The 21486-nt window shown below is 65.4% G+C and carries 28 protein-coding genes; 12 read left to right on the top strand and 16 right to left on the bottom strand.

Annotated elements, in window-relative coordinates:
• From BMZ21_RS27945 to BMZ21_RS27935, 3 genes are all read left to right on the top strand, one after another.
• Entirely contained in the window at window positions 1-951 is a 951-nt protein-coding gene (locus BMZ21_RS27945; RefSeq protein WP_091842630.1) for a ParB/RepB/Spo0J family partition protein, read from the top strand.
• 312 nt (window positions 952-1263) lie between these two features.
• Entirely contained in the window at window positions 1264-1773 is a 510-nt protein-coding gene (locus tag BMZ21_RS27940; protein WP_091842628.1) for a plasmid mobilization protein, read from the top strand.
• On the top strand, window positions 1773-2831 hold the full coding sequence (locus BMZ21_RS27935; RefSeq protein WP_091842626.1) for a relaxase/mobilization nuclease domain-containing protein: 1059 nt from the start codon (window positions 1773-1775) through the stop codon (window positions 2829-2831). The genes BMZ21_RS27940 and BMZ21_RS27935 overlap by 1 nt, the downstream gene beginning before the upstream one ends.
• A gap of 12 nt (window positions 2832-2843) precedes the next feature.
• On the opposite strand, the gene BMZ21_RS27930 is transcribed toward BMZ21_RS27935, so the two are convergent.
• Genes BMZ21_RS27930 through BMZ21_RS27920 form a run of 3 tightly spaced genes read right to left on the bottom strand, consistent with a single transcriptional unit; the run spans window position 2844 to window position 3589 of the window.
• The gene (locus BMZ21_RS27930; protein WP_143079835.1) at window positions 2844-3089 is read right to left on the bottom strand and encodes a hypothetical protein; all 246 of its coding nucleotides are present in this window, start codon (window positions 3087-3089) and stop codon (window positions 2844-2846) included.
• Complete coding sequence (locus BMZ21_RS27925) at window positions 3064-3264, bottom strand: hypothetical protein (RefSeq protein WP_091842620.1); 201 nt, start codon at window positions 3262-3264, stop codon at window positions 3064-3066. Before BMZ21_RS27925 ends, BMZ21_RS27930 begins: the two co-directional genes overlap by 26 nt.
• Entirely contained in the window at window positions 3254-3589 is a 336-nt protein-coding gene (locus tag BMZ21_RS27920) for a helix-turn-helix transcriptional regulator (protein WP_091842617.1), read from the bottom strand. The genes BMZ21_RS27925 and BMZ21_RS27920 overlap by 11 nt, the downstream gene beginning before the upstream one ends.
• 438 nt (window positions 3590-4027) lie before the next feature.
• On the opposite strand from BMZ21_RS27920, the gene BMZ21_RS27915 reads away from it, so the two are divergent.
• Window positions 4028-4705, top strand: coding sequence for a GntR family transcriptional regulator (locus tag BMZ21_RS27915; RefSeq protein WP_244544058.1), 678 nt, complete (start codon window positions 4028-4030; stop codon window positions 4703-4705).
• A gap of 14 nt (window positions 4706-4719) precedes the next feature.
• Here the strand turns inward: BMZ21_RS27915 and BMZ21_RS27910 are convergent, their stop codons facing one another.
• Complete coding sequence (locus BMZ21_RS27910) at window positions 4720-5310, bottom strand: type III secretion protein (RefSeq protein WP_143079834.1); 591 nt, start codon at window positions 5308-5310, stop codon at window positions 4720-4722.
• 347 nt (window positions 5311-5657) lie between these two features.
• On the opposite strand from BMZ21_RS27910, the gene BMZ21_RS27905 reads away from it, so the two are divergent.
• The 6 genes from BMZ21_RS27905 to BMZ21_RS27880 all read left to right on the top strand — a co-directional run bounded on the left by BMZ21_RS27905 (window position 5658) and on the right by BMZ21_RS27880 (window position 11303).
• Window positions 5658-6578 carry a SctD/MshK family protein gene (locus BMZ21_RS27905; protein WP_091842612.1) on the top strand — a complete coding sequence of 307 codons (921 nt, stop codon included), beginning with the start codon at window positions 5658-5660 and terminating at the stop codon, window positions 6576-6578.
• Between the two features lie 18 nt (window positions 6579-6596).
• The gene (locus tag BMZ21_RS27900) at window positions 6597-6971 is read left to right on the top strand and encodes a CRISPR-associated endonuclease Cas1 (protein WP_091842610.1); all 375 of its coding nucleotides are present in this window, start codon (window positions 6597-6599) and stop codon (window positions 6969-6971) included.
• Window positions 6968-7312, top strand: a complete 345-nt coding sequence (gene sctY / locus BMZ21_RS27895) for a type III secretion apparatus assembly chaperone SctY (RefSeq protein WP_244544057.1) — start codon at window positions 6968-6970, stop codon at window positions 7310-7312. Before BMZ21_RS27900 ends, sctY begins: the two co-directional genes overlap by 4 nt.
• On the top strand, window positions 7296-9446 hold the full coding sequence (sctV, locus tag BMZ21_RS27890; RefSeq protein WP_091842607.1) for a type III secretion system export apparatus subunit SctV: 2151 nt from the start codon (window positions 7296-7298) through the stop codon (window positions 9444-9446). The genes sctY and sctV overlap by 17 nt, the downstream gene beginning before the upstream one ends.
• 89 nt (window positions 9447-9535) lie before the next feature.
• Window positions 9536-10852: a type II and III secretion system protein family protein gene (locus BMZ21_RS27885; protein WP_167561792.1), complete on the top strand. Its 1317-nt coding sequence runs from the start codon at window positions 9536-9538 to the stop codon at window positions 10850-10852.
• A gap of 16 nt (window positions 10853-10868) precedes the next feature.
• Window positions 10869-11303: a hypothetical protein gene (locus BMZ21_RS27880; protein WP_208862391.1), complete on the top strand. Its 435-nt coding sequence runs from the start codon at window positions 10869-10871 to the stop codon at window positions 11301-11303.
• Between the two features lie 20 nt (window positions 11304-11323).
• On the opposite strand, the gene BMZ21_RS27875 is transcribed toward BMZ21_RS27880, so the two are convergent.
• Window positions 11324-12118, bottom strand: a complete 795-nt coding sequence (locus BMZ21_RS27875) for a tetratricopeptide repeat protein (RefSeq protein WP_167561791.1) — start codon at window positions 12116-12118, stop codon at window positions 11324-11326.
• Between the two features lie 56 nt (window positions 12119-12174).
• Here BMZ21_RS27875 and BMZ21_RS27870 point away from each other — a divergent pair, with 56 nt between their 5' ends.
• Window positions 12175-13212 (top strand): EscU/YscU/HrcU family type III secretion system export apparatus switch protein, encoded by a 1038-nt coding sequence (locus BMZ21_RS27870; protein WP_167561790.1) that lies wholly within the window; start codon window positions 12175-12177, stop codon window positions 13210-13212.
• Between the two features lie 11 nt (window positions 13213-13223).
• Here the strand turns inward: BMZ21_RS27870 and sctT are convergent, their stop codons facing one another.
• From sctT to BMZ21_RS27815, 11 genes are all read right to left on the bottom strand, one after another.
• On the bottom strand, window positions 13224-14030 hold the full coding sequence (gene sctT / locus BMZ21_RS27865) for a type III secretion system export apparatus subunit SctT (protein ID WP_091842597.1): 807 nt from the start codon (window positions 14028-14030) through the stop codon (window positions 13224-13226).
• A gap of 9 nt (window positions 14031-14039) precedes the next feature.
• The gene (locus BMZ21_RS27860; RefSeq protein WP_091842595.1) at window positions 14040-14312 is read right to left on the bottom strand and encodes an EscS/YscS/HrcS family type III secretion system export apparatus protein; all 273 of its coding nucleotides are present in this window, start codon (window positions 14310-14312) and stop codon (window positions 14040-14042) included.
• Window positions 14313-14350: 38 nt separating this feature from the next.
• A complete protein-coding gene (sctR, locus tag BMZ21_RS27855) occupies window positions 14351-15004 on the bottom strand; it encodes a type III secretion system export apparatus subunit SctR (RefSeq protein ID WP_091842592.1) in 654 nt (217 codons plus the stop codon).
• Window positions 14997-16025, bottom strand: a complete 1029-nt coding sequence (gene sctQ, locus BMZ21_RS27850) for a type III secretion system cytoplasmic ring protein SctQ (RefSeq protein ID WP_167561789.1) — start codon at window positions 16023-16025, stop codon at window positions 14997-14999. Before sctQ ends, sctR begins: the two co-directional genes overlap by 8 nt.
• A gap of 32 nt (window positions 16026-16057) precedes the next feature.
• Window positions 16058-16531, bottom strand: a complete 474-nt coding sequence (locus BMZ21_RS27845) for a hypothetical protein (RefSeq protein WP_091842587.1) — start codon at window positions 16529-16531, stop codon at window positions 16058-16060.
• Window positions 16528-17877: a FliI/YscN family ATPase gene (locus BMZ21_RS27840; protein WP_091842584.1), complete on the bottom strand. Its 1350-nt coding sequence runs from the start codon at window positions 17875-17877 to the stop codon at window positions 16528-16530. Before BMZ21_RS27840 ends, BMZ21_RS27845 begins: the two co-directional genes overlap by 4 nt.
• Window positions 17874-18476 carry a type III secretion system stator protein SctL gene (gene sctL, locus BMZ21_RS27835; RefSeq protein ID WP_091842581.1) on the bottom strand — a complete coding sequence of 201 codons (603 nt, stop codon included), beginning with the start codon at window positions 18474-18476 and terminating at the stop codon, window positions 17874-17876. Before sctL ends, BMZ21_RS27840 begins: the two co-directional genes overlap by 4 nt.
• Window positions 18473-18961, bottom strand: a complete 489-nt coding sequence (locus BMZ21_RS27830) for a hypothetical protein (protein ID WP_143079832.1) — start codon at window positions 18959-18961, stop codon at window positions 18473-18475. The genes sctL and BMZ21_RS27830 overlap by 4 nt, the downstream gene beginning before the upstream one ends.
• Window positions 18962-19104: 143 nt before the next feature.
• Window positions 19105-19860 (bottom strand): type III secretion system inner membrane ring lipoprotein SctJ, encoded by a 756-nt coding sequence (sctJ, locus tag BMZ21_RS27825; RefSeq protein ID WP_091842577.1) that lies wholly within the window; start codon window positions 19858-19860, stop codon window positions 19105-19107.
• 17 nt (window positions 19861-19877) lie between these two features.
• Window positions 19878-20288 carry a hypothetical protein gene (locus BMZ21_RS27820; RefSeq protein WP_091842574.1) on the bottom strand — a complete coding sequence of 137 codons (411 nt, stop codon included), beginning with the start codon at window positions 20286-20288 and terminating at the stop codon, window positions 19878-19880.
• A gap of 40 nt (window positions 20289-20328) precedes the next feature.
• Window positions 20329-20586, bottom strand: coding sequence for a hypothetical protein (locus BMZ21_RS27815; RefSeq protein ID WP_091842571.1), 258 nt, complete (start codon window positions 20584-20586; stop codon window positions 20329-20331).
• A gap of 412 nt (window positions 20587-20998) precedes the next feature.
• Here BMZ21_RS27815 and BMZ21_RS30525 point away from each other — a divergent pair, with 412 nt between their 5' ends.
• On the top strand, window positions 20999-21163 hold the full coding sequence (locus BMZ21_RS30525; RefSeq protein ID WP_167561788.1) for a hypothetical protein: 165 nt from the start codon (window positions 20999-21001) through the stop codon (window positions 21161-21163).
• Window positions 21164-21486 lie beyond the last annotated feature (323 nt).

The raw sequence follows: 21486 nt of genomic DNA, 5'->3' as shown, positions 1-21486 counted from the left end.
ATGGCGCTGGATCTGAGCTTCAAGGACCTGGCGGATGTCGCCGCGGATGGGATGTCAGATGGCCGGCCGCTCAAGGTGGCTCTGGGCCTGATCGACGAGGATCCCGATCAACCGCGTCGGGAGTTTCCAGAAGACGAATTGCAGCAGCTTGCTGCGTCGATCAGAATCGACGGCATCCTTCAGCCGATCGTGGTCAGGCACTCGGATCAGGCCGGCCGGTTCATCATCGTTATGGGCGCGCGGCGTTACCGGGCGGCGAAGATTGCTGACCTGCCCGAGGCGCCCGTCTTCGTTCAGGACGGCGCTGACGCGAGCCCTTACGCCCAGATGGTGGAGAACATTCAGCGCGATGATCTCAAGCCCAGCGAGATCGCGCGCTTCATCACGGCGCGGCTCGAAGCCGGCGAAAAGCAGACCGAGATTGCACGGCGACTGGGCAAACCGCGTGACTGGGTGTCGCGCTATGCGGCCGTACCGAAGATGCCGAGCTTCTTGCAGGACAAGCTCGCCGCCAGTTCGATCCGTGCGGTCTACGAGCTGTATCAGGCGTGGCGAAAGGAGCCATCCGACGTAGAGCAAGCCGTCAACGAGCGCGGCGCCTTCACCGACGCACAAGCGCGAGAGTTGGCATCCGCTGTCCGGTCGCACGTCGCGCCAGCTGCAGCGCCCGACAGAGCAGTAGGGGATGGGGCCAAAGATGCCCGGGCGCCGGAGAAAGATCGCGCATCGGCTCGCGAGAAGCCATCCTCAAGTTCAGCCACAGCGCCGACCCTCCCAGGCACAGGAGGCACTGCCATCGTGCGGGTCCGCGCTGGCAAGCGCGTCGGCCAGTTGGTCCTCGATGCAATTGCGGATGCCGAACAAGGGAGCGCCCGCGTCGCCTTCGATGATGGCAGCAGCGAAGACGTGTCGGTTCGTGAGCTTCGGATCGACGCCGTGCTGATTGGCTGAGCAGCGCGGGTCTGCCCACTGCCAGTGTGTGGTTTGAACCACGCTTCTTCCCCAACCCGGTCGATCCTCGAGACCGCTACGTGACGGTTCGCTGAGAGCAGTTCCCATCCGGCAGCGGTGACGTCTTCTCGAAGCGTTAACCGAGGCGGGTAGTTGAGAGCTATTTTGGGTTTCCTAGTGCGGGTAGTAGAGAGCTATTTTGGGTTTCCTAGTGCAGGATAGGCTTGCCGCCAGCGATTTATTACATCACTTTGGCCCATCGACGTGCTTCGCCGCGTCCATGGTTCTCGTCACTGCCGAGAGGAAGGCTAGATGCCGACGCTGACGTTGCGGGTTTCGGACGAGCTGGCGCTGCAGTTCGCGGCTTTAGCGGCGACTGAGGGCGGCAAGTCGGCGCTGATACGCCGGTTACTAGAGAGCGCCGTCGGCGCGCCGGAAACGAAGCGCGGACCGGTCGCCGTCGGCACGCCTCAGAAGGTAACCGTGCGCTTCCGTGAGAGCGAACTTCGTCAACTCGGCGAGCTCGCAGCGGCGCGAGGGATGACGCGGACGCAGTGGATCACGTCACTGGTGCGATCGCGCTTGGGCGCGCCATTGCAGCAGTCGGATGGCGAGCGCGAGGAACTGCGCACGATCGCCCGTGAGCTGAATCGGATCGGCGGCAACATCAACCAGATCGCGCGGGCTGCGAACACCGGGGAGAGCGGAAATGCGGGGGACTCCATGCCTGGGCTGGACGAAGCTCGCCTAGCGCTCGAAGCGCTGCAAGGTGAACTGAAAGGCGTGGTGGATCGGACGAGCACCTATTGGGAGGGCCGGTGATGAGCGGGAAGCATGCACAAGAGCTGCTCGATGATTTGCCGCCGATCTCCTATGTCTGGCAGACGCCGGTTCGGCGGCCGCGCGTGTCGGAGGCGGATATTCCTGATCCGGTCGCGCCGCAGCGCGTCACGCCTGCGATGCGGGCGCGGCTCGAACGGATCGTCGGGCGCGCGCCGGAGGTCATGGTCAAGATCACCGGGCGCACCAAGGACGCCGGGCACCTCAAGTCGCATCTGGAATACATCATGCGCAATGGCGAGCTGACAGCGGAGACCGAGCAGGGATCGCTCATGCAGGGCAGGGTAGGTCTGAAGGACCTGCAGTCGCGCTGGACCGAGGACGCGGTGCTGGACGACAAGCGGCGTCGCGACGGCTCAGTCTCGGTCAATATCATCCTGTCGATGCCGCCGGGAACTGATCCTATCGCGGTGAAGGACGCCGTGCGGGCGTTTGCGATCGAGACCTTTGGAGCGAACCACGACTACGTTTTCGTCCAGCATCTCGACGACAAGCATCCTCATGTGCATCTGACAGTCCGGTCACAGGGCTACAATGGTAAACGGCTAAACCCGCGAAAGCCCGATTTGGCGACCTGGCGCGAGCGGTTCGCTGCTGAGCTTCGATTGCGGGGCGTAGCGGCCGAGGCGACGCCGCGGCGGACGAGAGGCAAGGTGCGCAAGCACGACAAGGGGACGGTGGTGGCGCTTCGGCGTCGCGGTGTGGTGCCGGAAGCCGACAAGGGAGCGCGGGACGATGTTGTTCAAGCTGCCAAAGTCGGTGCCTCGGGCCCGCGACCTTGGGAACTCAAAGTGCGCGAGCGGCAGGCGAAGATCAGGGCCAGATATCTCGCTCACGCGAAGGAACTTGACCAGAGCGGAAAGGGCAGCGATCGGGCGCTGGCGACGAAGGTGCGGGAGTTCGTTGCCAAGATGCCCGACCCGGAAACGCGGCGGGAACAGCTGAAGCGTGAGTTAGCTGCCACTGCCGTAAGAGGGCGGTTGAGCCGGGATCAGGCAGCGGATCGCCAAGGCCAAGGTGAACCCGTGAAGCGGCGATAAGCCAAGCGACATCTATCTTAATGCGGAGGCGTAGCGCGACACGGCATCGGCAACGATGATCTTGTCGGTGCCGACAACGAACATCGTTGCCCCGCGCGCGAGCCAGTCGTTGCGTTGGCGGCCGGCTTCGACTGGGTCGGGATTGAACACCGGGTCCATCACCGGCACGCGGTTGGCCCGAGCGGCGGCGAGCATTCGGTCAATCGCCGCGCGCGCCGCGGCGTGGAGATAGTCACCCGAAAGGACGTCTGCGCGCAAAGGGCAGCTCTGGCTCGTAGAGCGAGACCGCCTCTTCGCGGGCGAGATAGCTGCGGCCGTAGTTAAACAGGAAGCTTCTGCCCTCGCGGGCGAGGCGACCCGCGACCACAGGCTGCGTCTGTCCCGGCAACAAGGCCCAGACATAGGCCTCCGCATAGCGCTGTTCAGAAGTCATCCTTCACCTTCCCCGAGGGGCGCACTGATTTGGGTAGCAAGGTGAGCGTGGCAGCGTTCGCGGTCAGATGAGCGGCCATCGTCGGTTGATCGGCATCGAACAGGCGAACTCCAACAATGGCGGCGGTCTCAAATACGGCGCCGATTGCGCAGCCTGGGTCGCCGCGCTCGATTCTCTGTACGAGACCGCGTGAGATTCCCGCGCGGTCAGCGAGATCCTGAGTGGTCAGCTTCCGCTCGATCCGCGCGCGCCGGATCATCTGGCCCAGCAGCTTCAGCGCGTCGTGGCTGTAGGAGGAATATATCCGTGTCCCTGGCTTTGCCATTGATTTGGTCCATAAACAGATCGCGAATTAGCTCCGCGGCCCGTTAATGGATCATGACGCGCGCGGTAGAGTGAAACCCAATAGGCCCTTTTTAAAGGCCGAGACATCGACGTGTTGTATGGATGGCTCCCGCCTTGCAGGGGGTCTGCGACGGTTTGGCGTGCTGGTCGGGGCAGTCTTGTGTCCCGCCTGTTGCGACGGCCTGTTCCACACCTGTACTGACGCAATCTGACAGGGCACGCGATGAATGATCCTCGGCTGGAACCACGTGCATCCGGCCGGGGCTAACGATGGGCTGGTTAGAATATTAAACTACCTCGCAAGTAGTCACGAATCTTGCCGAGGGGTGCTATTGTTTTGGGGGATGAACAAGAATTAGAGTCGATTTGCTTCGATTTGTTTCAATCAGTCAGGTTTGACGGCTTTTGGGAGGTCATGGTGAATAGCCTTGTTCGTCGCCAAACTTTGCACGAAGAATTGTCCGCCGAAATACGCCAAATGATTTTGTCGTCCGAACTCATCCCCGGTGACAAGGTCTTCGAGCCCGAGTTGTGCGAACGCTTCCAGGTGTCCCGCACGCCTTTGCGCGAGGCACTCAAGGTCCTTGCGGCCGAAGGGCTTGTCCAGCTGTTGCCGAACCGTGGCGCGCGTATAGCCCTGATCACGCGCGAGGAGGCGATGCAGATCTTCCCGATCATCGGGGGGCTGGAGGCTCTCGCGGGCGAACTGGCCTGCCAGGCATTGGAAGATCGGGAGATCGCACGAATCCAGGAACTCCACGACGTGATGGTCAGCCACTACCATCGCCAGGAGGACGAGGCGTACATTACCCTCAACCGCACGATCCACGAATTCTTTATCGACGGCGCCCGCAATCCGCGGCTCTCCGATGTCTATCGGCGCGAACATGGCCGGCTTTCGACTCTGCGCTACTTCGCCCCGAAATCGCCGAGCCAATGGGACGAGGCGGTGGAGGAGCACGCGCAGATGATGTCGGCCCTGCATCGACGCGACGGGCAGCGCTTCGCCCGGATCGCGCGCGACCATATGCGTCACAAGGCTGACGTGGTCCTGCAGACGATCGATGCCTTGCAATCGCGCAGTCGCGCCGCCTAGCCGGGATCGCGCTTTCAGGAACCGTCCTGCGGACCGCCGCGAAAGACGCGCACCTTTGCCGCCGCTTCGGCAGGCGTGGCCGCCGGGCGACTGGCGGCGGCCATGTCGGACCCACCTTTGAGCTTGTTCAACGCCTCCCGCACCAAGTTGCGGTAAGCCGGGGGCCCGGACACCGAGATGATGCCGCGTGCACCGCCGGAGCGCAGCGGAAAGCGGGAATCGGCGACACCGAGGCGCCGCAGCATCTGGTCGAGCTGCGTGGGGCTGGTGCCGTCGAGGGCCACAAGTTCGGTTTGGATTGCCGACTGCCCGTCGACATGCAGGGTCGTGCCGTCGAAATACCAAATCAGGCCATGCGCCTGGGCCATGCGCTCAAGGAACGCCTTAGCGTCACCGTTGGCCGGCATGGCGCGCAGCCGTCCCTTCACCTCCTCGCCTAACTTGACCGGGATGCGCAGATTCCGCCCGAACTCAAGCAGGGCGTTCCGTACATCCTGATCGATCGCGACATAGTGGTAGGGCTTCTGCTGCCAGTCGCCGTCCGCTGCCTGCAACGGCATGTCGCTCAGCGCGAGGCACGCTAGCCCCGAGCTGATCAGCCGCACGATCCATGGGGCGCTTCTTCGATGGACGATAGACGATCGCGCGGCCACCTGAGGGGCTCCTGATCTTGTTGTCGGACGATGATAATTATTGGCCTGACAGCATCGCTGTCAAAGCATTACCGGCTATCCGCGCCAGTATAAAATCAATCTGTAATAATGCATTATGAATTCATAATGTTTGAAATGCATATCAATGTCTAACTAAATAGGTATGCCGCTGTTTCTAAGCCTCGAATTGCCAACAAGACTTGCATGAAAGCGCATATTGGCCTTGTATCGTCTCGAATCTGCTGACTCGAAATCGAGCCGCTGCGCGGCAGGCCACGCAGCGGCTTCGGGAGCAAATCATGACTACGGCATCATTGGCGTCGCAGCCGGGACGAGAGCTGGCGTCGATACCGGCCCGGGAGATAGGGCTGTTCATCGAAGGAGGGCTTCACCAAGGCGCGCGCCTCACGCTCGATTCCGGCAGCTATCGGGTCGGGTCGGCTGCGGACTGCGACATCATCCTCCATGATGACGGCGTCGCCCCCCAGCATGCGACCCTGCGCATCGTCGATGGCGAGATGCGGCTGGAGGCGGTCGGAGCTGCGATTGCGCTCGATCTCCAACGTCGGCGCATCCTGCCCGCCGGCAGCGGCGTCAAGCCGATCTTGCCGGCGACGATCTGGATCGGCCAGGCACGGTTGAAACTGACCTCTGGCGCCAAGACGAAGGGCCAGGGCGGCCCGATGATGGCCCTCGCCATTGCGGGCGTCGTCGCCGCGACCGGTCTCATGGCCGCCTACGCGATGGCGTCGCGCCAGTCTCCAGCTGCGTTTGTATCCGAGGATCGCGGGGCCACGTCGACCACGGCTGCCCGGATCGCCGTGGATCAGGCGCCGATGGCTGCCGAGGGACTGCGCCGCATGCTTGCCGCCTCTGGCCTGTCCGGCATCGTCGTCACCGCGTCGGGCGAGCGCGTGCTGGCGAGCGGTGCGGTCGAGGCGGCGCAGGCACAAGGTTGGGCCGCCGCGCAGCAGGCGTTTGACGCTGCCCATGGCGGCAGGATCCAGCTGGGGTCAGAGGTCAGGGTGACGCAGCGGGAGGATGGACCAAAGGTCGCTTTGCAGGCGGTCTGGCTCGGCGAGAATCCTTATGTGCTAACCGCCGACGGTAGCAGGCATCATCAGGGCGCCTTCCTCGACAATGGCTGGACGATCCGTTCGATCAGCAAGGACGGTGTCACTTTCGCCCGCGGCGAGCGCAATTTCACGCTGACCTTCTAGGAACGGCGAGAGACGACCATGGATGTCAAGAAGGCAGGATGGCAGCGGCTCGACGACGTGTTAGCGAGCCTGCGTGGCGCAAGCCCGGAGGCAGCGACCCGCGCCCAGCTCAAGGAGTTCGAGGCGCTGCTGAGGGCTCGCCAGCGGCGCCAGCAACGCGCCAGTGGTCCGACGCTGACCGAGGATCTCGCCGAGCTGGTTATGCCGCAGATCGCTGATCCGGCGATCTTCCAGAGCGCGCAATACACTGCGATCCTCGATGAGCTCGTCAGCGATGTTCTGCCCGAGATCGAGGAGGACGTCGAAGTTCGCGGACTCGTCGCCGTCCTGCTGATGGAAGAGCTCGACCGGCATCGGTCCCTGCAGCGACGCTTGCGGGAGCGCGACCTTTGACAACCAAGATCGAGGCCAAGGTCCAGCTTCTGCATGCGCTCGGCTATCTCTATTGCCGGCATGGCCAGGTGAAAAGAGCCCTGGTGCTGCTGCTGCTCGCCGGCCGTCTCGCCCCGCGCGACGCAGGCCTGCTCCGGACGCTGGCTTACGCCTTCATCTGCGATGGGGCCGGGCTGAGCGCGCTGCGCGTGCTCGATCATCTTAGCACCTTGAGCGGCGGCGATCGGAGGATCGAGTTGCTGCGTAGCCGGGCCCTCTGGCTCGCCGGCAAGGAGGCGGAGGCGCGCGAATCGTTACGCGCCTTCACGACGGATCGGGCGGCCCATGTCGATGCGGGCTGAGCTGCTGCGGGTGCTGCTGGCGCTGTCGCGCCGGAGCGATCTCGTCCTGGCGCTGATCGTCATCGTGGCGGTGCTGATGATGATCATCCCGCTGCCGCCGCTGGCGATCGACATGCTGATCGCGATGAACATCGCTGCCAGCGTTCTGATCACGCTCGTCGCTTTCTACGTGACGCGGCCGGTCGAGCTCTCTGCCTTGCCGGCGATCATCCTGCTCGCGACCCTGTTCCGCCTGACGCTGACGATCAGCACGACGAGGCTGATCCTGCTCGACGGCGACGCCGGCGAAGTGGTCGCAACCTTCGGCAGCTTCGTGATCGGCGGCAATGTCGCGGTCGGCCTGGTGATTTTCCTGGTGATCACGATCTCTCAGTTCGTGGTCATCACCAAAGGCGCCGAACGCGTTGCCGAGGTCGCAGCGCGCTTCAGCCTCGATGCGCTGCCCGGCAAGCAGATGGCGATCGACAACGACCTGCGCAACGGCGACATCGAGCAGGACGAGGCCCGACGGCGGCGGCGGGACCTGGAGCGGGAGAGCCAGCTCTACGGCGCGATGGACGGCGCCATGAAGTTTGTGAAGGGCGATGCGATCGCCGGGCTCGTCATCGTGCTCGTCGCCCTCATTGGTGGTCTCACCATCGGCACGTTCCAGCGCGGCATGTCGTTCGGCGACGCCGCCTCGCTCTATTCCGTGCTCACGGTCGGCGACGGCCTCGTCGCCCAGATCCCGGCGCTGCTGATTTCGGTCGCGGCCGGCATGGTGGTAACGCGCGTCGCGTCCGAGACGCAGCGCGACATCGGCTCCGAGATCGGCCTGCAGTTGATGCGCGAGCCGCGCGCGCTCGCACTCGCTGCGCTGGTCGTCGCCAGCCTCGGCTTCGTGCCGGGCTTCCCGACATTGGTCTTCCTCGTCCTAGCGCTGGGCCTAGCCGGCGGCGCCGTGCTGCGATCGGGTCGGCCCTCTGCCGGGAGCCAGGTCACAGGCTTCGAGGAGAGGCAGCATATCGACCCGGCCGGGCCCGCGGAGCCGGCAATGGCTGCGGCACCGGCACGTGCGCGTTACCGGGTCACAGTCTTGCTGGGCCCCGAGCTGGAACGGGCGATCCCTACCGACCTGTTTCGCGAGCAGGCCGAGCGCATTCGTGGCGAGATGCAGGCCGAACTCGGCGTTGTTGCACCTGTGCTGGAGCGCCGCAGCGACAAGAAGCTCGCCGACAGCCAGTTTCGCCTGGATTTCGAGGGAGTTCCGATCGCCCAGGGCGAGATTCCGGCGAATAGCCTGCTACTGCAGGACGAGCGGACCCATCTTTCCATGCTCGCCATCCCGTTCCGTGAGGGACCGCCATTGCTCGGCCGTGGTCCCTCGTCCTGGATCGAGGCCAGTCATGCCAGGGCGCTTACCCAAGCCGGCATTGGCTTCCTCGAGCCGGCCGGAGCGCTATCTGCTCGCATCGCCGCGGCGCTGCACAGGCATGCGCACTATTTCGTCGGTATCCAGGAGACGCGCGATCTGCTCCAGCAGGTCGAGGCCGACTATCCCGATCTCGTCGCCGAGGCGGGGGCCGGCGTCAGCCTGCAGCGGACGGCGGATATTCTGCGTCGCCTGGTCGAGGAGGGCGTGGTTATCGCTAATCTGCGGCTGATCCTGGAGGCGCTGGTCGAGTGGGGTGGGCGTGAATCCGATCCGGCCCGGCTCGCCGACTATGCCCGCATCGCACTGCGTCGCCAGCTCTGTCACCGTCATGCCGACGCCAACCGCGTCATTCCGGGGTATATGCTCGATCCCGAGGCGGAAGCGGTGCTGCGCGCGGGCCTACGCGATATCGGCGGCAATCGCATCCTCCACCTCTCGGAGGAGACCGCGACAGCTCTGGTCGGTCAGCTGCACCAAGCCATGGCCGGGCTAGAGGACGTTCATCCCGTGATCTTCACGACGATCGAGCTGCGCCGCCATCTGCGCGAGCTTTTGATCCGTCACGATCTCGATCTGCCGGTGATGGCCTTCCCGGAGCTGGCGCCCGAATTCTTCATCCAGCCGCTGGCTTCGCTCACGCTGGGTGCGGGGCAGTCCGCAGCTCCGCAAGCGCCGGAGACAACACGCCTGGCCGGGCCGGTCGCCGATCCACTTTCCTGACGCACAGACCGCAGACGAGGACAGGTAGAGTGCCATCACGCATGATCCGCAACGGCGACCTTGCAAAGCGATTACGCAGGTTCTTCGGCTTGGCAGCACTTGCGAGCGCGCTCTGGCCGGGAGCGCTCTCGTCGAACCTGGCGGCGGCGAACGAAGTCTCGCCGCTATCGAATGCCCGCCCGATCGAACTGCCGACGGGTCAGGGGCGCATCATCCGGTTCGACCAGCCGGTCGAATCCGTAATGCTCGCCGACCCGACCGTCGCCAATATTCAGGTGGTCGCGCCGGACGTCGTCTATGTCTACGGGTTGAAGAGCGGCTCGACCAATCTGCTGGCGCTCGACGAGCAGAAGCGGATGAAGGGCGCGATCAGGCTCGAGGTTCTCACGCCGTCCCGTTCCGCCAATCAGGCGAAGCGCACCCTGCAGCCGACTTCGACGGTCGATCTGCAGTTCTTCGGCGAGCGCCTCGTCGTCAGGGGAGCAACCCGCTCGGTCGACGAGGCGATCGACGTCGCCAATGTCGCGCGGACCTATTCACCGCCGGACCAGCCGCCGCTCAACAATGCGACGATCCCATCCTCGCATCAGATCAATATCCGCGTGCGGTTCGCCGAAATGTCGCGCAAGGACCTGACCGCCTTCGGCATCAATTGGAAGGTGATGGTCGACACCGGCAATTTCTCCTTCGGGGTCGGCAGCTCGGGTGGCAACCTCGCCAGCGGCGGGCGGGGTCTCGGCCTGAATTTCAGCAACAACCGGGTCAATGTCGACGCTCTGGTCGAGGCGATGCAGCAGAATGGGCTGTTGACGATCCTCGCCGAGCCGAATCTGACCGCCACCACCGGACAGACCGCAAGTTTCCTCGCCGGTGGCGAAGTCCCGGTGCCGGTGCCGCAGGATCGCGACCGCATCACTGCCGACTATAAACCTTTCGGCGTCTCGCTGTCGTTCACGCCGACCCTGCTGCAGAACAACCGCATCGGACTCAGGGTCCGGCCCGAGGTCAGCGCCATCTCGATGGCAGGCGCAGTCCGGGTCAGCGGCTTCGAGCTTCCAGCCTTCACTGTTCGGCGGGCCGATACCAATGTCGAGCTGGCCAGCGGGCAGACCTTCGCGATCGCCGGCCTGTTCCAGCGCAATCTCTCCCAGGAGGTCGACAAATTTCCATTTCTCGGTGACGTGCCGATCCTGGGAACGCTCTTCACCTCGACGCGCTATCGCCGCGATGAGACTGAGCTAGTGATCCTGATCACGGCCCATCTGGTGAAGCCTTCGAGTGATCGGTTGTCGGCGACGCCGCTGGACCGCCCTGTGCGGGTGGCGCGCCGGCAACCGGTGGCGACGGCCGTGCCGGTGGAAAAAGGCCCGAAGGCCCCGTCCGGCGCCGGCCTGATCTTCAAGTGAGATGCGAGAAGCGGTCATGACAACGGTTCGAGCCGGTCGATTTCTCGCTCTCGCACTTGCCGCGCTCGTCGCGGGCTGCGCAAACCCGCCGCCCGACGTGTCGGCGAACTATCAGGTCCTCTATCTGCCTGCCGAGGCCCCTGGAGCTCGCCCAACCGCCATCGTCGCGCCCGAAGCCTGCCTGCAGCCCGATCCGACGCGATATCCCTTCGATATGGATCCGCATTTGCCGCCAGGCTGCGCCAATGCCTACAATCTGGAGCGCATGGTCGAGCGCAAAGCCGATCTGTTTCAGGGGCGCAGGCCGGGCCCGGCTGCGGCAGCTCCCGTCGCGCGAGCGGCACGGCGCTATCTCGACGGTGACGAAAATCCACTCGGCGGTGCGTTCGACCGCGACGGGCGCCGCAACACGAATCGTGCGCCGGCGCAGGTGCGGACGGAGCAGAAGTGAAATGCGCGAGCCAGCGGGGCTCAGCCGGCGAGGATCGTGCCGACGATCCTCGCCCGGGCTCGCGCATCACCTGCTGCCTCCAGCGTGCGCAGGCGACGCAGGAAGGCTGGCCGCTCGGTAACGGGCACATTGGTTTGGACGAGGCTCTGGGCCTCGGCGCTGGCGCCCGACAGCGCCAGCACCAGTGCGAGGGTACGCCGATGCGTGGCTTTGGCGCTTTCGGAGCGCACCACGCCGCGAATCCGATCGATCGCCTGTTCCTTGCGACCGGCGAGCGCTTCGGCCAAAGCGAGGTTGGCGGCGATGTCGAGATCGTCCGAGGCGCGGCTATGCGACTTCTCGAAGGCGGTGACAGCCTCGGGTGCCTGGCCGGCGAGCGTCAGGGCGATTCCGAGCCGATTAAAGCTGGCGGCGCTGTCGACGATTGGCGCGACCTTCGCGAGCGTTGCGAGCGCAGCATCGACCTCGCCGCGCCGCAGCGCCGCCGAACCAAGCCCGAGCTGCGCCGGGCCATTGTTCGGCTCGCGCTCCAGCGCCAGGCGGAACGCGCGCTCGGCACCGATGCCATCGCCGCTTCGCAGATAGGCTTCGCCGAGCTGCACCGCCGCGGCGGCGTCGCCGGTCGCCGCTGCACTTTCGTACACGGCGAGCGCGGTCGCCATCTCGCCGCTGTCCTCCAGTGTCGATGCGAGGACCTGTGCGCCGCGCTGCTGCACCTGCGGCCTATCCGCTTCGCTCGCCGCCTGCTGCGTCAGCGTGCACGCCGGCAGCCAGGCGACGAGAAGCAGCGAGGCCAAGCGGTTGGATCTGGTCATCATCGCGAAGCGCTCCGTGTCACGAGGGTGCGGATGGATGGCGAGGAGCTCGGGCGGTGAGCGAGCCCTCCGAAGAGAAAGCGCTTCCGGCGAGCGAGAAGAAGCTGCGCGAGGCGCGGCGTAAGGGGCAGGTACCCCAGAGCCGCGATCTGATCATCGGCTTCACGTTCATCGCCGCATTCATCTATCTGGTTCTGATCAAGGACCGGGTGCTGCTGCAGTTCGACGAGCTCGTCGGTCTGGTGATCAATCGCGAGAATGAGGCATTCCCGATCGTCCTGGAGCGCGCCTTGCGACATGCGGGCAGCATGCTGCTGCAGCTGACAGCGCCGCTTGTCGCCGCCACGGTCGCGACCGCTGCGCTGACGGCGATGGTCGGAAGCTTCGGACCGGTCTTCTCCTTCGAGATCATCAAGCCGAAATTCGAGCATGTGAATCCGGCAAAGGGTCTCAAGCGGCTGGTCTCGCTGAAGAGCGTCAGCGAGTTCCTCAAGAGCCTGGTCAAGATCGCGGTGCTCGGGGCTGCTTTCATCCTGATCCTCGGCAGTCAGTTGCAACCGCTTCTCGAGACACCTGTCTGCGGCGAGCGCTGTGCCGGCAGCGCGATCACTGTCCTGCTGCTGCCGCTCTTCCTGATCGTCGTGCTGGCCTATGTCGTGGTCGGCCTTGCCGATCTGCTGCTGCAGCGCTTCATCTTCCTGCGCGAGATGCGAATGACGCGCTCCGAGATGAAACGCGAGACCAAGGACACCGAAGGCGACCCGCAAATCCGCAGCGCCAGGCGCCAGCATTACCGGCTGATCGGGCGCTCGAGCGGCCTCGGCATCGCACGCGCGACATTGGTGATTGCCTATCGCGGCGACGTCGTCGGCTTGCGCTACCAGCGCGGTGAGACCCCGGTGCCGCTCATCGTTTGCAAGGCCAATGGAGCCTCCGGTGCCGCGATGCTGCTGGACGCACGCGAACGCGACGTCCCGGTAGTTCTCGACGAAATCGCGCAGGCGCTTCACAAGCGCCACGCTCAGGGCGATCCGGTCCGGCAGGACCTGTTCCAGCCGGTCGCCGACGCGCTCGTCAAAGCAGGGGTGCTCTAGCGCGAGGCTGGTCATGGCTGGCGCGGCGCCAGCTGGCGCAGGAACGGCTCGGCGTCGAACAAGCGGCTGATATCCTGACGCATGTATTCGAGCATGAACGCCGAATAGATCAGCAGCAGCACCGAGAAGACCAGGCTCTTGGCCGAGAGCGAGAGCTCGAAGATGTTGAGCTGCGGCGCGGTGCGGGCGAGCAGCGCCATGGCGAGGTCCGTGAAGAGCAGCGCGATCACGATCGGAGCGGCGAGGCGGAGCGCAAAGCGCATGATCTCGTCGAGCAGCTTCAACAGCAGCTGGGCCGCGCCGGAATCGAACACGGGCCCCAGGCTCGCCACCGGCCAGAGCCGGTAGCTGGTGTAAAGGCCCTTCACCAGAAGATCGAATCCCCCCGCCGCGAAGAACAGCATCAGCAGGCTGATCGCAAAAAAGGTCGCGGTGATGCTGGATTCGGCGATGGCGGAGGGGTCGAGCAGGGCAGCCGCGGTCGAACCGCGCTGGAGGTCGAGCAGGTCGCCCGCGAGCTCGGCCGCCCAGATCGGCACGCCGAACAGCAGGCCGATAGCGATGCCGAGCACCAGTTCCTTGAGCAGGATGGCGGTGACGAGCGCTGGCGAGAGCGGCGGGCCGTTCTGCAGCGCCTCGGTCAGTACCGGGGTGAGCGGGAGGGTCAATGCCAGCGCCACGCCACCGCGGATGATGCCGGCGAGGCCGAGGCGGGTGAAGGCTGGCGTGACGAGGATGGCGCCGGTGATACGGGTCACGGCGAGCGCCGTCGCCACCATGAACGGCAGGACAAGCTGAAGCAGGAGATCGCCCGACATTGCCTTCGCTCAACGGGTCAAGGCCGGGAAATCCTCGAACAGGGAGACCGCCTGCTCGTAGACCTGCAGCGACAGCAGCGGGCCGATCAGCAGGAGCAGTAGCAGCAGGACGACGATGAGCTTGATCGCCTGCGGCAGCGACTGGTCCTGGATCTGGGTCAATGCCTGGAGCAGGCCGACGCCGAAGCCGATCAGCACGGCGGCGAGCAGCGCCGGCCCCGAGACGGTCAGCACGGTCATCAGCGCCGCGTTGATCTTGGTCAGGATCACCTCGTTGGTCACGGGCGCTTACCCTGATCGCGAGTCCGATCCATCGCGGCTCAGCCATAGCTCAGGATCAGGCCGTGCATCAGCTTGGTCCAGCCGTCGATGCTGACGAAGAGCAGCAGCTTCAGCGGGATCGAGATCAGCGTTGGCGAGACCATCATCATGCCCATCGCCATCAGCACGTTGGCGACGATGAAATCGATGACCAGGAACGGCAGGTAGAGCAGGAAGCCGATCTGGAAGGCGCGGGTCAGCTCCGAGCTGACGAAAGCCGGCACGAGGACGATGAGGTCGTCCGATTTCAGTGCCGCGGCGGCGTTCTCCGGCCAGACGCGGACGGCCGCGGTGCGGAAGAATTCGCGTTCGCGCTCATGCGTGAAGCGAGAGAGATGGTCGCGCAGCGGCTGGCGGGCCGTATCCGCCGCCTCGGTCAGGCCCTGGACCGAGTTGAGATCAAGCTGGCGCGCCGAGACCCGCTCATAGAGATCGGCCATAAGCGGCGCCGTGACATAGACGGTCAGCACCAGAGCGATCGCATGCAGCACCAAGTTCGGCGGCGACTGCTGGATGCCGAGTGCGTTGCGGATCAGGAAGAGGACCACCGAGATCTTGAGGAAGGCGGTCATGGTCACCACGCCGAGCGGGATCAGCCCGATCAGCGAGACGAAGGCAATGATCCCGACGAGATTGGGACTGAGATCAGGCATCGAACAGCCGGGTGATGCGTACGCCCAGCGCGTCGCCGATCCGCACCGGCTCGCCCTGGCCGATCCGGCGGCCGTTGACGAGCAGGGAGAGTGGCTGGCCCGGCGGGCTAGCAAGCGCGACGACGCTTCCGGCGCCAAGACCGGCCAGTTCCTTGAGCGACATCTCGCTGCGGCCGAACTCGAAAACAACGCGCATCGGCAGATCGTCGAGAACCTCCGCCTCGTCGGCGCCGGCGGCGTCCTGCAAGTCGTCCATGAGCCACTCCCATTGTGATGATCGCGCCCGAACCAGCGGCGCGCGCAAATGCGCCATGTCGCTCTCCATTGCGACCGGAGCGATCAACCGCCCGCCGGCAAGGAGGCAGGCCTGCCCCGCCGGCAGATAGCGATCGAACAACAATGCGTCTCCCGGCCGGGCGCGCCGCAGATCGCGCAGCTCGATCCTGGTTTCGGCATGGCGCAGGCTGAGCGGAACGGGGATCGGATCAATCCACCCGGGCGGCTCGCCATCTGCCGGCAGCAGGGCGACGAGGCGCGCCAGAAGGTGGGCGGGCCCGGCGATCGCGCCGATCTCCAGCGCGGCATCCGCCAGCGCGACGCTCACGGCCAAACGCAGACCATCGCTGCCGGCCGTGCTGGATGGCGCGCGCAACTCGGCTGCCTCGCCCAGATGCGCCTCCAGCCCGGCGAAGGCATCGGCAAAGACCGCCTCGATCAACAGTGCGGCCCGGTCCGGCCCGAGCTTTGCCGTGACTGCCTGCGGTCCAAAGCTCGTCAGCGCGGCCTCGACTAGCCGGGGCGGCACAAGCAACTGCGCCTCCTCACTGCCGATCGCCAGTGAAAGCCGGAGGCAATCGCGCTCCGTGGTCCGGGGCAGGCGCGTGGCCGCCGCAAGCAAGAGTTCACGGCCCGCGAGCTGGAGTGAGAGCCGCCAGCGCGAACCATGAAAGCGATTGATCGGCCCAACGTCCCGCAAGGCCACGGCTGGGTAAGCGAGCGCATGCGCGTCGTCGCGTGCCATTGCGGATCGGCCCGCCAGGGGGACATCCGCCTTCATGCCCGGCGTCCGCTGATGTCGTCGAGTGCGATATCGAGGCGCGACTCGCGTCGTAGCCGCACCTGCCTCGCCCGCTCCTCGCAGGCCTGTTCGAGCCGGATCCGGCTGTGCCGGCGCTCGCGATGCAGCGCCTGCGCCTCGTGAAATTCGCGCCGCCGCGAAGAAAGGGCTTCTCCCGCGGCTTGGGTCGCCGCTTCGAGATCGAGCCGCGCGGCGGCTGCGACCATGACCTCACGCCGAAGCCATTCGAGTGCCGCAAGCGAGAATGGCTGATCGACCAGGCCGAGATGATGCGAACGCTGCAGCGCAAGCGTCGCATCGTCATGCCTTGCAAGAGCTGCCGTAGTCTGCTCCACCGCGATTGCGGCGCTGGCCGCGGCGGCGCGCCGCCGGCCCGCGACTTCACCGGCGCGCTGTTCGCGTCGGCGCCGAAGCTCGAGCAGTGTTCGCAGGGCGTCGAGGTCGCTCACGTCAGGACCTCCCGCATCCGCTGCCGTGTCCGCTCCAGCGTGTCCTGCTCGCCGGATGGTTGACGAAGGAAGGCGCGAATCCCGTCGACCCGCGCGAGCGCCTCGTCTGCCAGGCTGTCCGACCCTGGCTCGTACTCGCCGACACGCACCAGGAGTTCGACCTCCGCATGGCGCGTCAGCAGCTCGCGCATGCGCTGCGCATCAGCGAGCTGCTGCTGCGGCGCAACCGTGCTCATCAGGCGCGAGCGGCTCTTGAGGACATCGATGGCAGGGAAATGGTTCTGCTGGGCGAGTTCGCTCGACAGGACGATATGGCCATCGAGCAGCGCCATGACTTCTTCTGCAATCGGGTCGATCTCCGCCTCGCCCTCGGTCAGCACGGTATAGATGCCAGTGATCGAGCCGCCTTGTCCTGGGCCTGCCCGCTCCAGCAATCTCGGAAGCGCTGCGAACAGGGAGGGTGGGAAGCCGCGCCGCGTCGGAGGCTCTCCGGCGGCCAGGCCGAGCTCGCGCTGGGCCCGAGCAAAGCGGGTGACGCTGTCCATCAGCAGCAGGACGTGCTGGCCGGTATCGCGAAAATATTCGGCGATGGTCGTCGCCACATGGGCCGCCTTGACCCGTTCGAGCGCCGGGCGATCGGAGGTGGCGACGATCGCGACAGTACGCGCCCGCGCCGCAGGCGACAGGCGCCGCTGCAGGGTTTCCCGGACCTCGCGGCCGCGCTCGCCGACCAGTGCCAGCACGATTACATCCGCTTCTGTCCCGGCCACGATGTCGGCCAGCAGCGAAGATTTGCCGGCGCCGGCGGGACCGAAGATGCCGAGGCGCTGGCCGCGCGCGCATCCGAGCAATCCGTCGATGGCGCGCAGTCCAAGCTGAAGCGGGGCTTCGATCAGGTCGCGCGCAAGCGGCGGCGGGGGCGGGGCATGGACCGGGCGAAAGCCCGCAAGCGCGCCGCGGGGCCAGCCGGCGCCGTCCAAAGGCGTCCCGGTCGCATCGATGACGCGGCCGAGCAGGCCCTGCCCGACGGGGGCAAGCAGGACCTCGCCGGTCGACACGACTTCGGTCTCGGTCGAAAGACCATCGAGGTCGCCTATCGGCGTCAGTATCGCGCAGCCATCCTGCAGGCCGACGACTTCGGCAAGGACGACAAAGCCACTCGCTGGATCGCGCAGCTCGCAGATCTCGCCGAGCCGGACATCGCGCAGACTGGCGTGGATGGTGACGCCCAAGGCCCGCTGGACCTTACCCTTGGGCGGCCGCGGCTGCACCTGCCCCAGCCGATCGCGCAGCGACAGCAAAGCGCCGTCCAGGCGCTCCAGTCCAGTTGTCGGCACCGTTGTCATGGCGTCGACCGGCGTAGCAGCCCGCGGCGGAGCGCCTCGATCTGGCTGTCGATACCAGCGTCTATGGTGGTGATGTCGCTCGTCAGCAGGCAACCGTCGCGAGCGAGACCCGGATCGCCGCTGACCTCCAGCGCAAGCTCGAGGCCGCCGGTCCTGATCGCGTCCTGCAGCGTTTCGGTCACCGCCTCGACATGTTCGGGATGGACGCGAACGGTCAGCGTTCGACTGCGGCGGAAAGCCGAAAGCGCCTTCAGCGCAGCCATGGCCACGATGTCGCGGCGGTCGAACTGGTCGATAACGTCGCGCACGATCTCGAAGGCGATATCGGCAAGGGAACCGGACAGGCCGGCAAAATAGGCGTCGATGTCCGCGATGGCCCGGCCGGTTCGCTCCGCGGCCTCAGCCTCGCCACGCTCGCGCCCTGCAGCCGCGGCCTGAGACAGCATCCGCGCGGCCTCTTCACGGGCCGCGGCCTCGATCGCACGCGCAGTCTGCCGCGCGGCGTCGAGAAAGATGAAGCCGTCCCCCCAGGCGGCCGCCTGCTCCGCCGGGACGAGCCCGCGCGGCGGCCGGCTCGGCAGGTCGGCCGCTGCAGTCATGCCGCCTCGGCGCGATGCGCCGCCTCGATGATCGATCTTCCAAGATCGGGCGTGATCGCGTCCAGCGGCAGGACCTGTCCGGGCATCCGCAGGCGCAATCGCGCACCGATCTCTGTCGGCAATTGAGCCGCCCAGGCCAGCAGGCAGCTCCAGCCTGCACGGTCGATCTGCTCGACCAGTTCCGAAACGGCCGATGGCGTAGGCGCATTGGCCGGATCGCCGAGATCTCGCCTCGCCATGGCGCGAGCAAAGACACCTGGCCCGAGCGCCTTGTCGAGCGCACGCACATCGTTTGCGAGCACGATCTGTGACAGCGCGCCGGACAAGTAAATCGCGCCGGCCCGGCGAACCAGCCCGTGCAGCAGGGCCGGGGTCAGCAGCAGGACGCTGCGGTCGGAATCGGACACGACCTCCGGTGCGAGCCCCGCCGAGAGCCCGTTCCGGGCGCAGAGCAATTCGGAAAGCCGGGCCTCCAGGCGCGGCAAGGCGAGGAGCCTGCAGCAAGCTTCTGGCGTGATCGCATCGTCGAATGCGGCCGCCAGTCGCTCGGGTGCCACGTAACCAGCTGGGCTGGCGGCGAAGCGTGGCCAAGCGACAGATGCGTCTTTGGATCGTGCCAGCGCGCCGGTCATCGCTCACCCGTTCCCTCCGAGAGCCGATAGTAGCGACGGCGGCGCAACAGCAACGCCCCGCCGACGATCACGGCGCAGCCGGCGACCGCTCCGGTGATGGCCGGCCAGGGCAAGTTGGTGTGCGACGAGACGGTCTCTCCGCCCGGCGCGGCCTGCAGCACTGCGGCATTGCGCTCGGCCGGCACCACCACGACGGAGACTCGGTCATAGCTCAGCCCCGCGACGCCGTTGGCGATCAGCATCTTGATCGAAGCCAGCTTGCCGTCGATCGCGATCTTGGGATCGTGCCGAATGAAGACCGCGGCTGAGGACGGCAAGAGATTCTGCCGCAGCGCGTCGTTCTCTGGAAGCACGAGATGGACACGGGCGGTCAGCACGCCGTCGATCGCGGCGACGGTGCGTGACAATTCCTGGCTCAGGGCAAATATCATCCGCGCCCGGTCCTGGACCGGCGAGGAAACAAGGCCGTCCTTCTTGAAGACGTCGCCGAGCGTTTGGAACTCTTGCCGCGGGAGGCCGCTGCGGCTGAGGATCGTGACGGCATCAGCGAAGCGTGCCTCCTCGACCGTCACGGTCAACCTTCCGCCCTTCTGCACGCTGCGGCCGGCCGGAATGCCACTCTGCAGCAAAATCGCCACCATCTCATTGGCCTGCGGCTCGTCGAGATTCGTGTAGAGATCGACCTTGCAGCCGGTCAGCAGCGCGGCGCAGCAAAGCAGAGCCAGGATACGGCTGCGACGAGCCTTCGACATGATGGGCACCGACCCGTTTACTGCCCCTTGAGCACGGTATTGGCTGAACCGGTCGTCTGCGTTGCGCCACGGACGACGAGCTGCGTCTGCACGGCGAACTCGAAGGAGCGATTCATCGATTCGATCACGCGATCGAGCTGCCGGCTGTCCAATGCGGTGCGCTCCGTTGCCTCTGGTAGAGAGGTGGTCGACAAGGCCTGCTCACGCGCGCTCTCACCAGCCCGGCGCAGGAAGCCGTCCATCCGGTTCGTCAGCTCAGAGGCGAGCTGGCCGGGATCGGCCAAGGCTCCGGCCCGCGCCGGCCAGCTCTGCTGGCGCGCTGCCGCTTCCGCAGCATGGTCAAAGGCAGGCTGCTGCTCGGCGCCGGCCTGAATGATCAGCGTGGAGCTAGACAACGAGGTTGTCGGCAGCCCGTTTGCGATCGTCATCTGTGCCTCCGGAAAATGGATTTGTGCGAACTGGTTACGGTCAACCCTCCTCGTCGGCCATGACCTCGCCCAGCATGTCGGTCATGCGAGGCATCAGCAGCATGGACATGATCTGGGACCCGTATTGGCCGACCATCCGGGCGAGCTCGTCCTGGCTGATCTCATCCTGCTGATCGGCGCCTTCGGCGCCGGTGTTGCGCTGCTGTGCTGCTGCGATCGCATCATCGAAGCCGGCGCTGCTGCCGTTGTTGTCGACCGACCCGCTCGCCAGAGCGGTATTGACCGGTTGCACGCTCATCGCTGCTCTCCTCGGGATTCACGGAACGGCACAGTCGCGTCGCCGGGTTGACGCTGCCGGCAAGGTTAGGGGTGGGGTTTTCCCGATGTCAACGCCTATTGCAGTCTAAATTCCAGTGGCGATCAGTTAATGCCTTTCTGAATTATGAATTCATAAGGCAATACCTAGTTGGTTCGAATTTCGTAGAATTATAGTTGCCAATTTAGTTCCATTCGGATCTAATGGGAACTTTATATTTGCATTCATAATCTGGAATAATGTCAGGTTCTTTGATTTGAGTGCTTGACGAATCCTTTATCGATATTAACGTTTCCCTGCCTTGAGCGACTTTCTGGTCGCTCGGGTGCCGGAGCCGGGGCATCGAAGATCCCGCACCGGTCCGATCCAGAGCACGTCAAAAACGGAGTCTGCGATGTCCGGAACCTCGTCCGTCCAGAATACAACCACGCCGGAGAATGCGATCCAGCAGATGGAAGCCGCCTTCAACCGCGCCATCGTGAAGTCGGCGGAAATCACCACCAAGACGACTGAGAAGAAGGTCAGTCTCGACGCAGCCAAGCAGCGTCCGAACGCCTGATCGCGCTCTTGCAGCGCCCTGGCGTGGCCGACCGGCCACCGCCCTCCAAGCCATCAACGCTCGCCGCCGCATGGTGGCGCGCGTCATCTCCGGCTGCGCTCCGGCTTTCTCCGCCATCGACCTGGCGCGCGAGATAGCCAGGGTGCAGCCGGCGGCAGCGTCGGGAGGCCTTCATGAACATGCGCGTGAACAAGCCGGACGGCGGCCTCGTTGGCCAGACCACGAGCGCGCAGTCGACGAGCCCGCTCGGGTCGCTGCTCAAGGCTCTCGCCGACGCCGTTCGCAAGGTTCTCCAGAGGCTGGCGCCCGTCCTGTCGCGCGTG

This window comes from Allobosea lupini, assembly GCF_900109525.1.
GTDB classification, from domain to species: Bacteria; Pseudomonadota; Alphaproteobacteria; order Rhizobiales; family Beijerinckiaceae; genus Allobosea; species Allobosea lupini.
Note: the sequence above shows the minus strand (reverse complement) of the source record. Positions and strands in the feature narration are given on the sequence as shown.

Coding starts and splice junctions, on each gene's coding strand:
- BMZ21_RS27945 (WP_091842630.1), top strand. CDS start 1: ATGGCGCTGGATCTGAGCTTCAAGGACCTGGCGGATGTCGCCGCGGAT.
- BMZ21_RS27940 (WP_091842628.1), top strand. CDS start 1,264: ATGCCGACGCTGACGTTGCGGGTTTCGGACGAGCTGGCGCTGCAGTTC.
- BMZ21_RS27935 (WP_091842626.1), top strand. CDS start 1,773: ATGAGCGGGAAGCATGCACAAGAGCTGCTCGATGATTTGCCGCCGATC.
- BMZ21_RS27925 (WP_091842620.1), bottom strand. CDS start 3,264: ATGACTTCTGAACAGCGCTATGCGGAGGCCTATGTCTGGGCCTTGTTG.
- BMZ21_RS27920 (WP_091842617.1), bottom strand. CDS start 3,589: ATGGCAAAGCCAGGGACACGGATATATTCCTCCTACAGCCACGACGCG.
- BMZ21_RS27905 (WP_091842612.1), top strand. CDS start 5,658: ATGACTACGGCATCATTGGCGTCGCAGCCGGGACGAGAGCTGGCGTCG.
- BMZ21_RS27900 (WP_091842610.1), top strand. CDS start 6,597: ATGGATGTCAAGAAGGCAGGATGGCAGCGGCTCGACGACGTGTTAGCG.
- sctV (WP_091842607.1), top strand. CDS start 7,296: ATGTCGATGCGGGCTGAGCTGCTGCGGGTGCTGCTGGCGCTGTCGCGC.
- BMZ21_RS27880 (WP_208862391.1), top strand. CDS start 10,869: ATGACAACGGTTCGAGCCGGTCGATTTCTCGCTCTCGCACTTGCCGCG.
- BMZ21_RS27875 (WP_167561791.1), bottom strand. CDS start 12,118: ATGACCAGATCCAACCGCTTGGCCTCGCTGCTTCTCGTCGCCTGGCTG.
- sctT (WP_091842597.1), bottom strand. CDS start 14,030: ATGTCGGGCGATCTCCTGCTTCAGCTTGTCCTGCCGTTCATGGTGGCG.
- sctR (WP_091842592.1), bottom strand. CDS start 15,004: ATGCCTGATCTCAGTCCCAATCTCGTCGGGATCATTGCCTTCGTCTCG.
- sctQ (WP_167561789.1), bottom strand. CDS start 16,025: ATGGCACGCGACGACGCGCATGCGCTCGCTTACCCAGCCGTGGCCTTG.
- BMZ21_RS27840 (WP_091842584.1), bottom strand. CDS start 17,877: ATGACAACGGTGCCGACAACTGGACTGGAGCGCCTGGACGGCGCTTTG.
- sctL (WP_091842581.1), bottom strand. CDS start 18,476: ATGACTGCAGCGGCCGACCTGCCGAGCCGGCCGCCGCGCGGGCTCGTC.
- sctJ (WP_091842577.1), bottom strand. CDS start 19,860: ATGTCGAAGGCTCGTCGCAGCCGTATCCTGGCTCTGCTTTGCTGCGCC.
- BMZ21_RS27820 (WP_091842574.1), bottom strand. CDS start 20,288: ATGACGATCGCAAACGGGCTGCCGACAACCTCGTTGTCTAGCTCCACG.
- BMZ21_RS27815 (WP_091842571.1), bottom strand. CDS start 20,586: ATGAGCGTGCAACCGGTCAATACCGCTCTGGCGAGCGGGTCGGTCGAC.
- BMZ21_RS30525 (WP_167561788.1), top strand. CDS start 20,999: ATGTCCGGAACCTCGTCCGTCCAGAATACAACCACGCCGGAGAATGCG.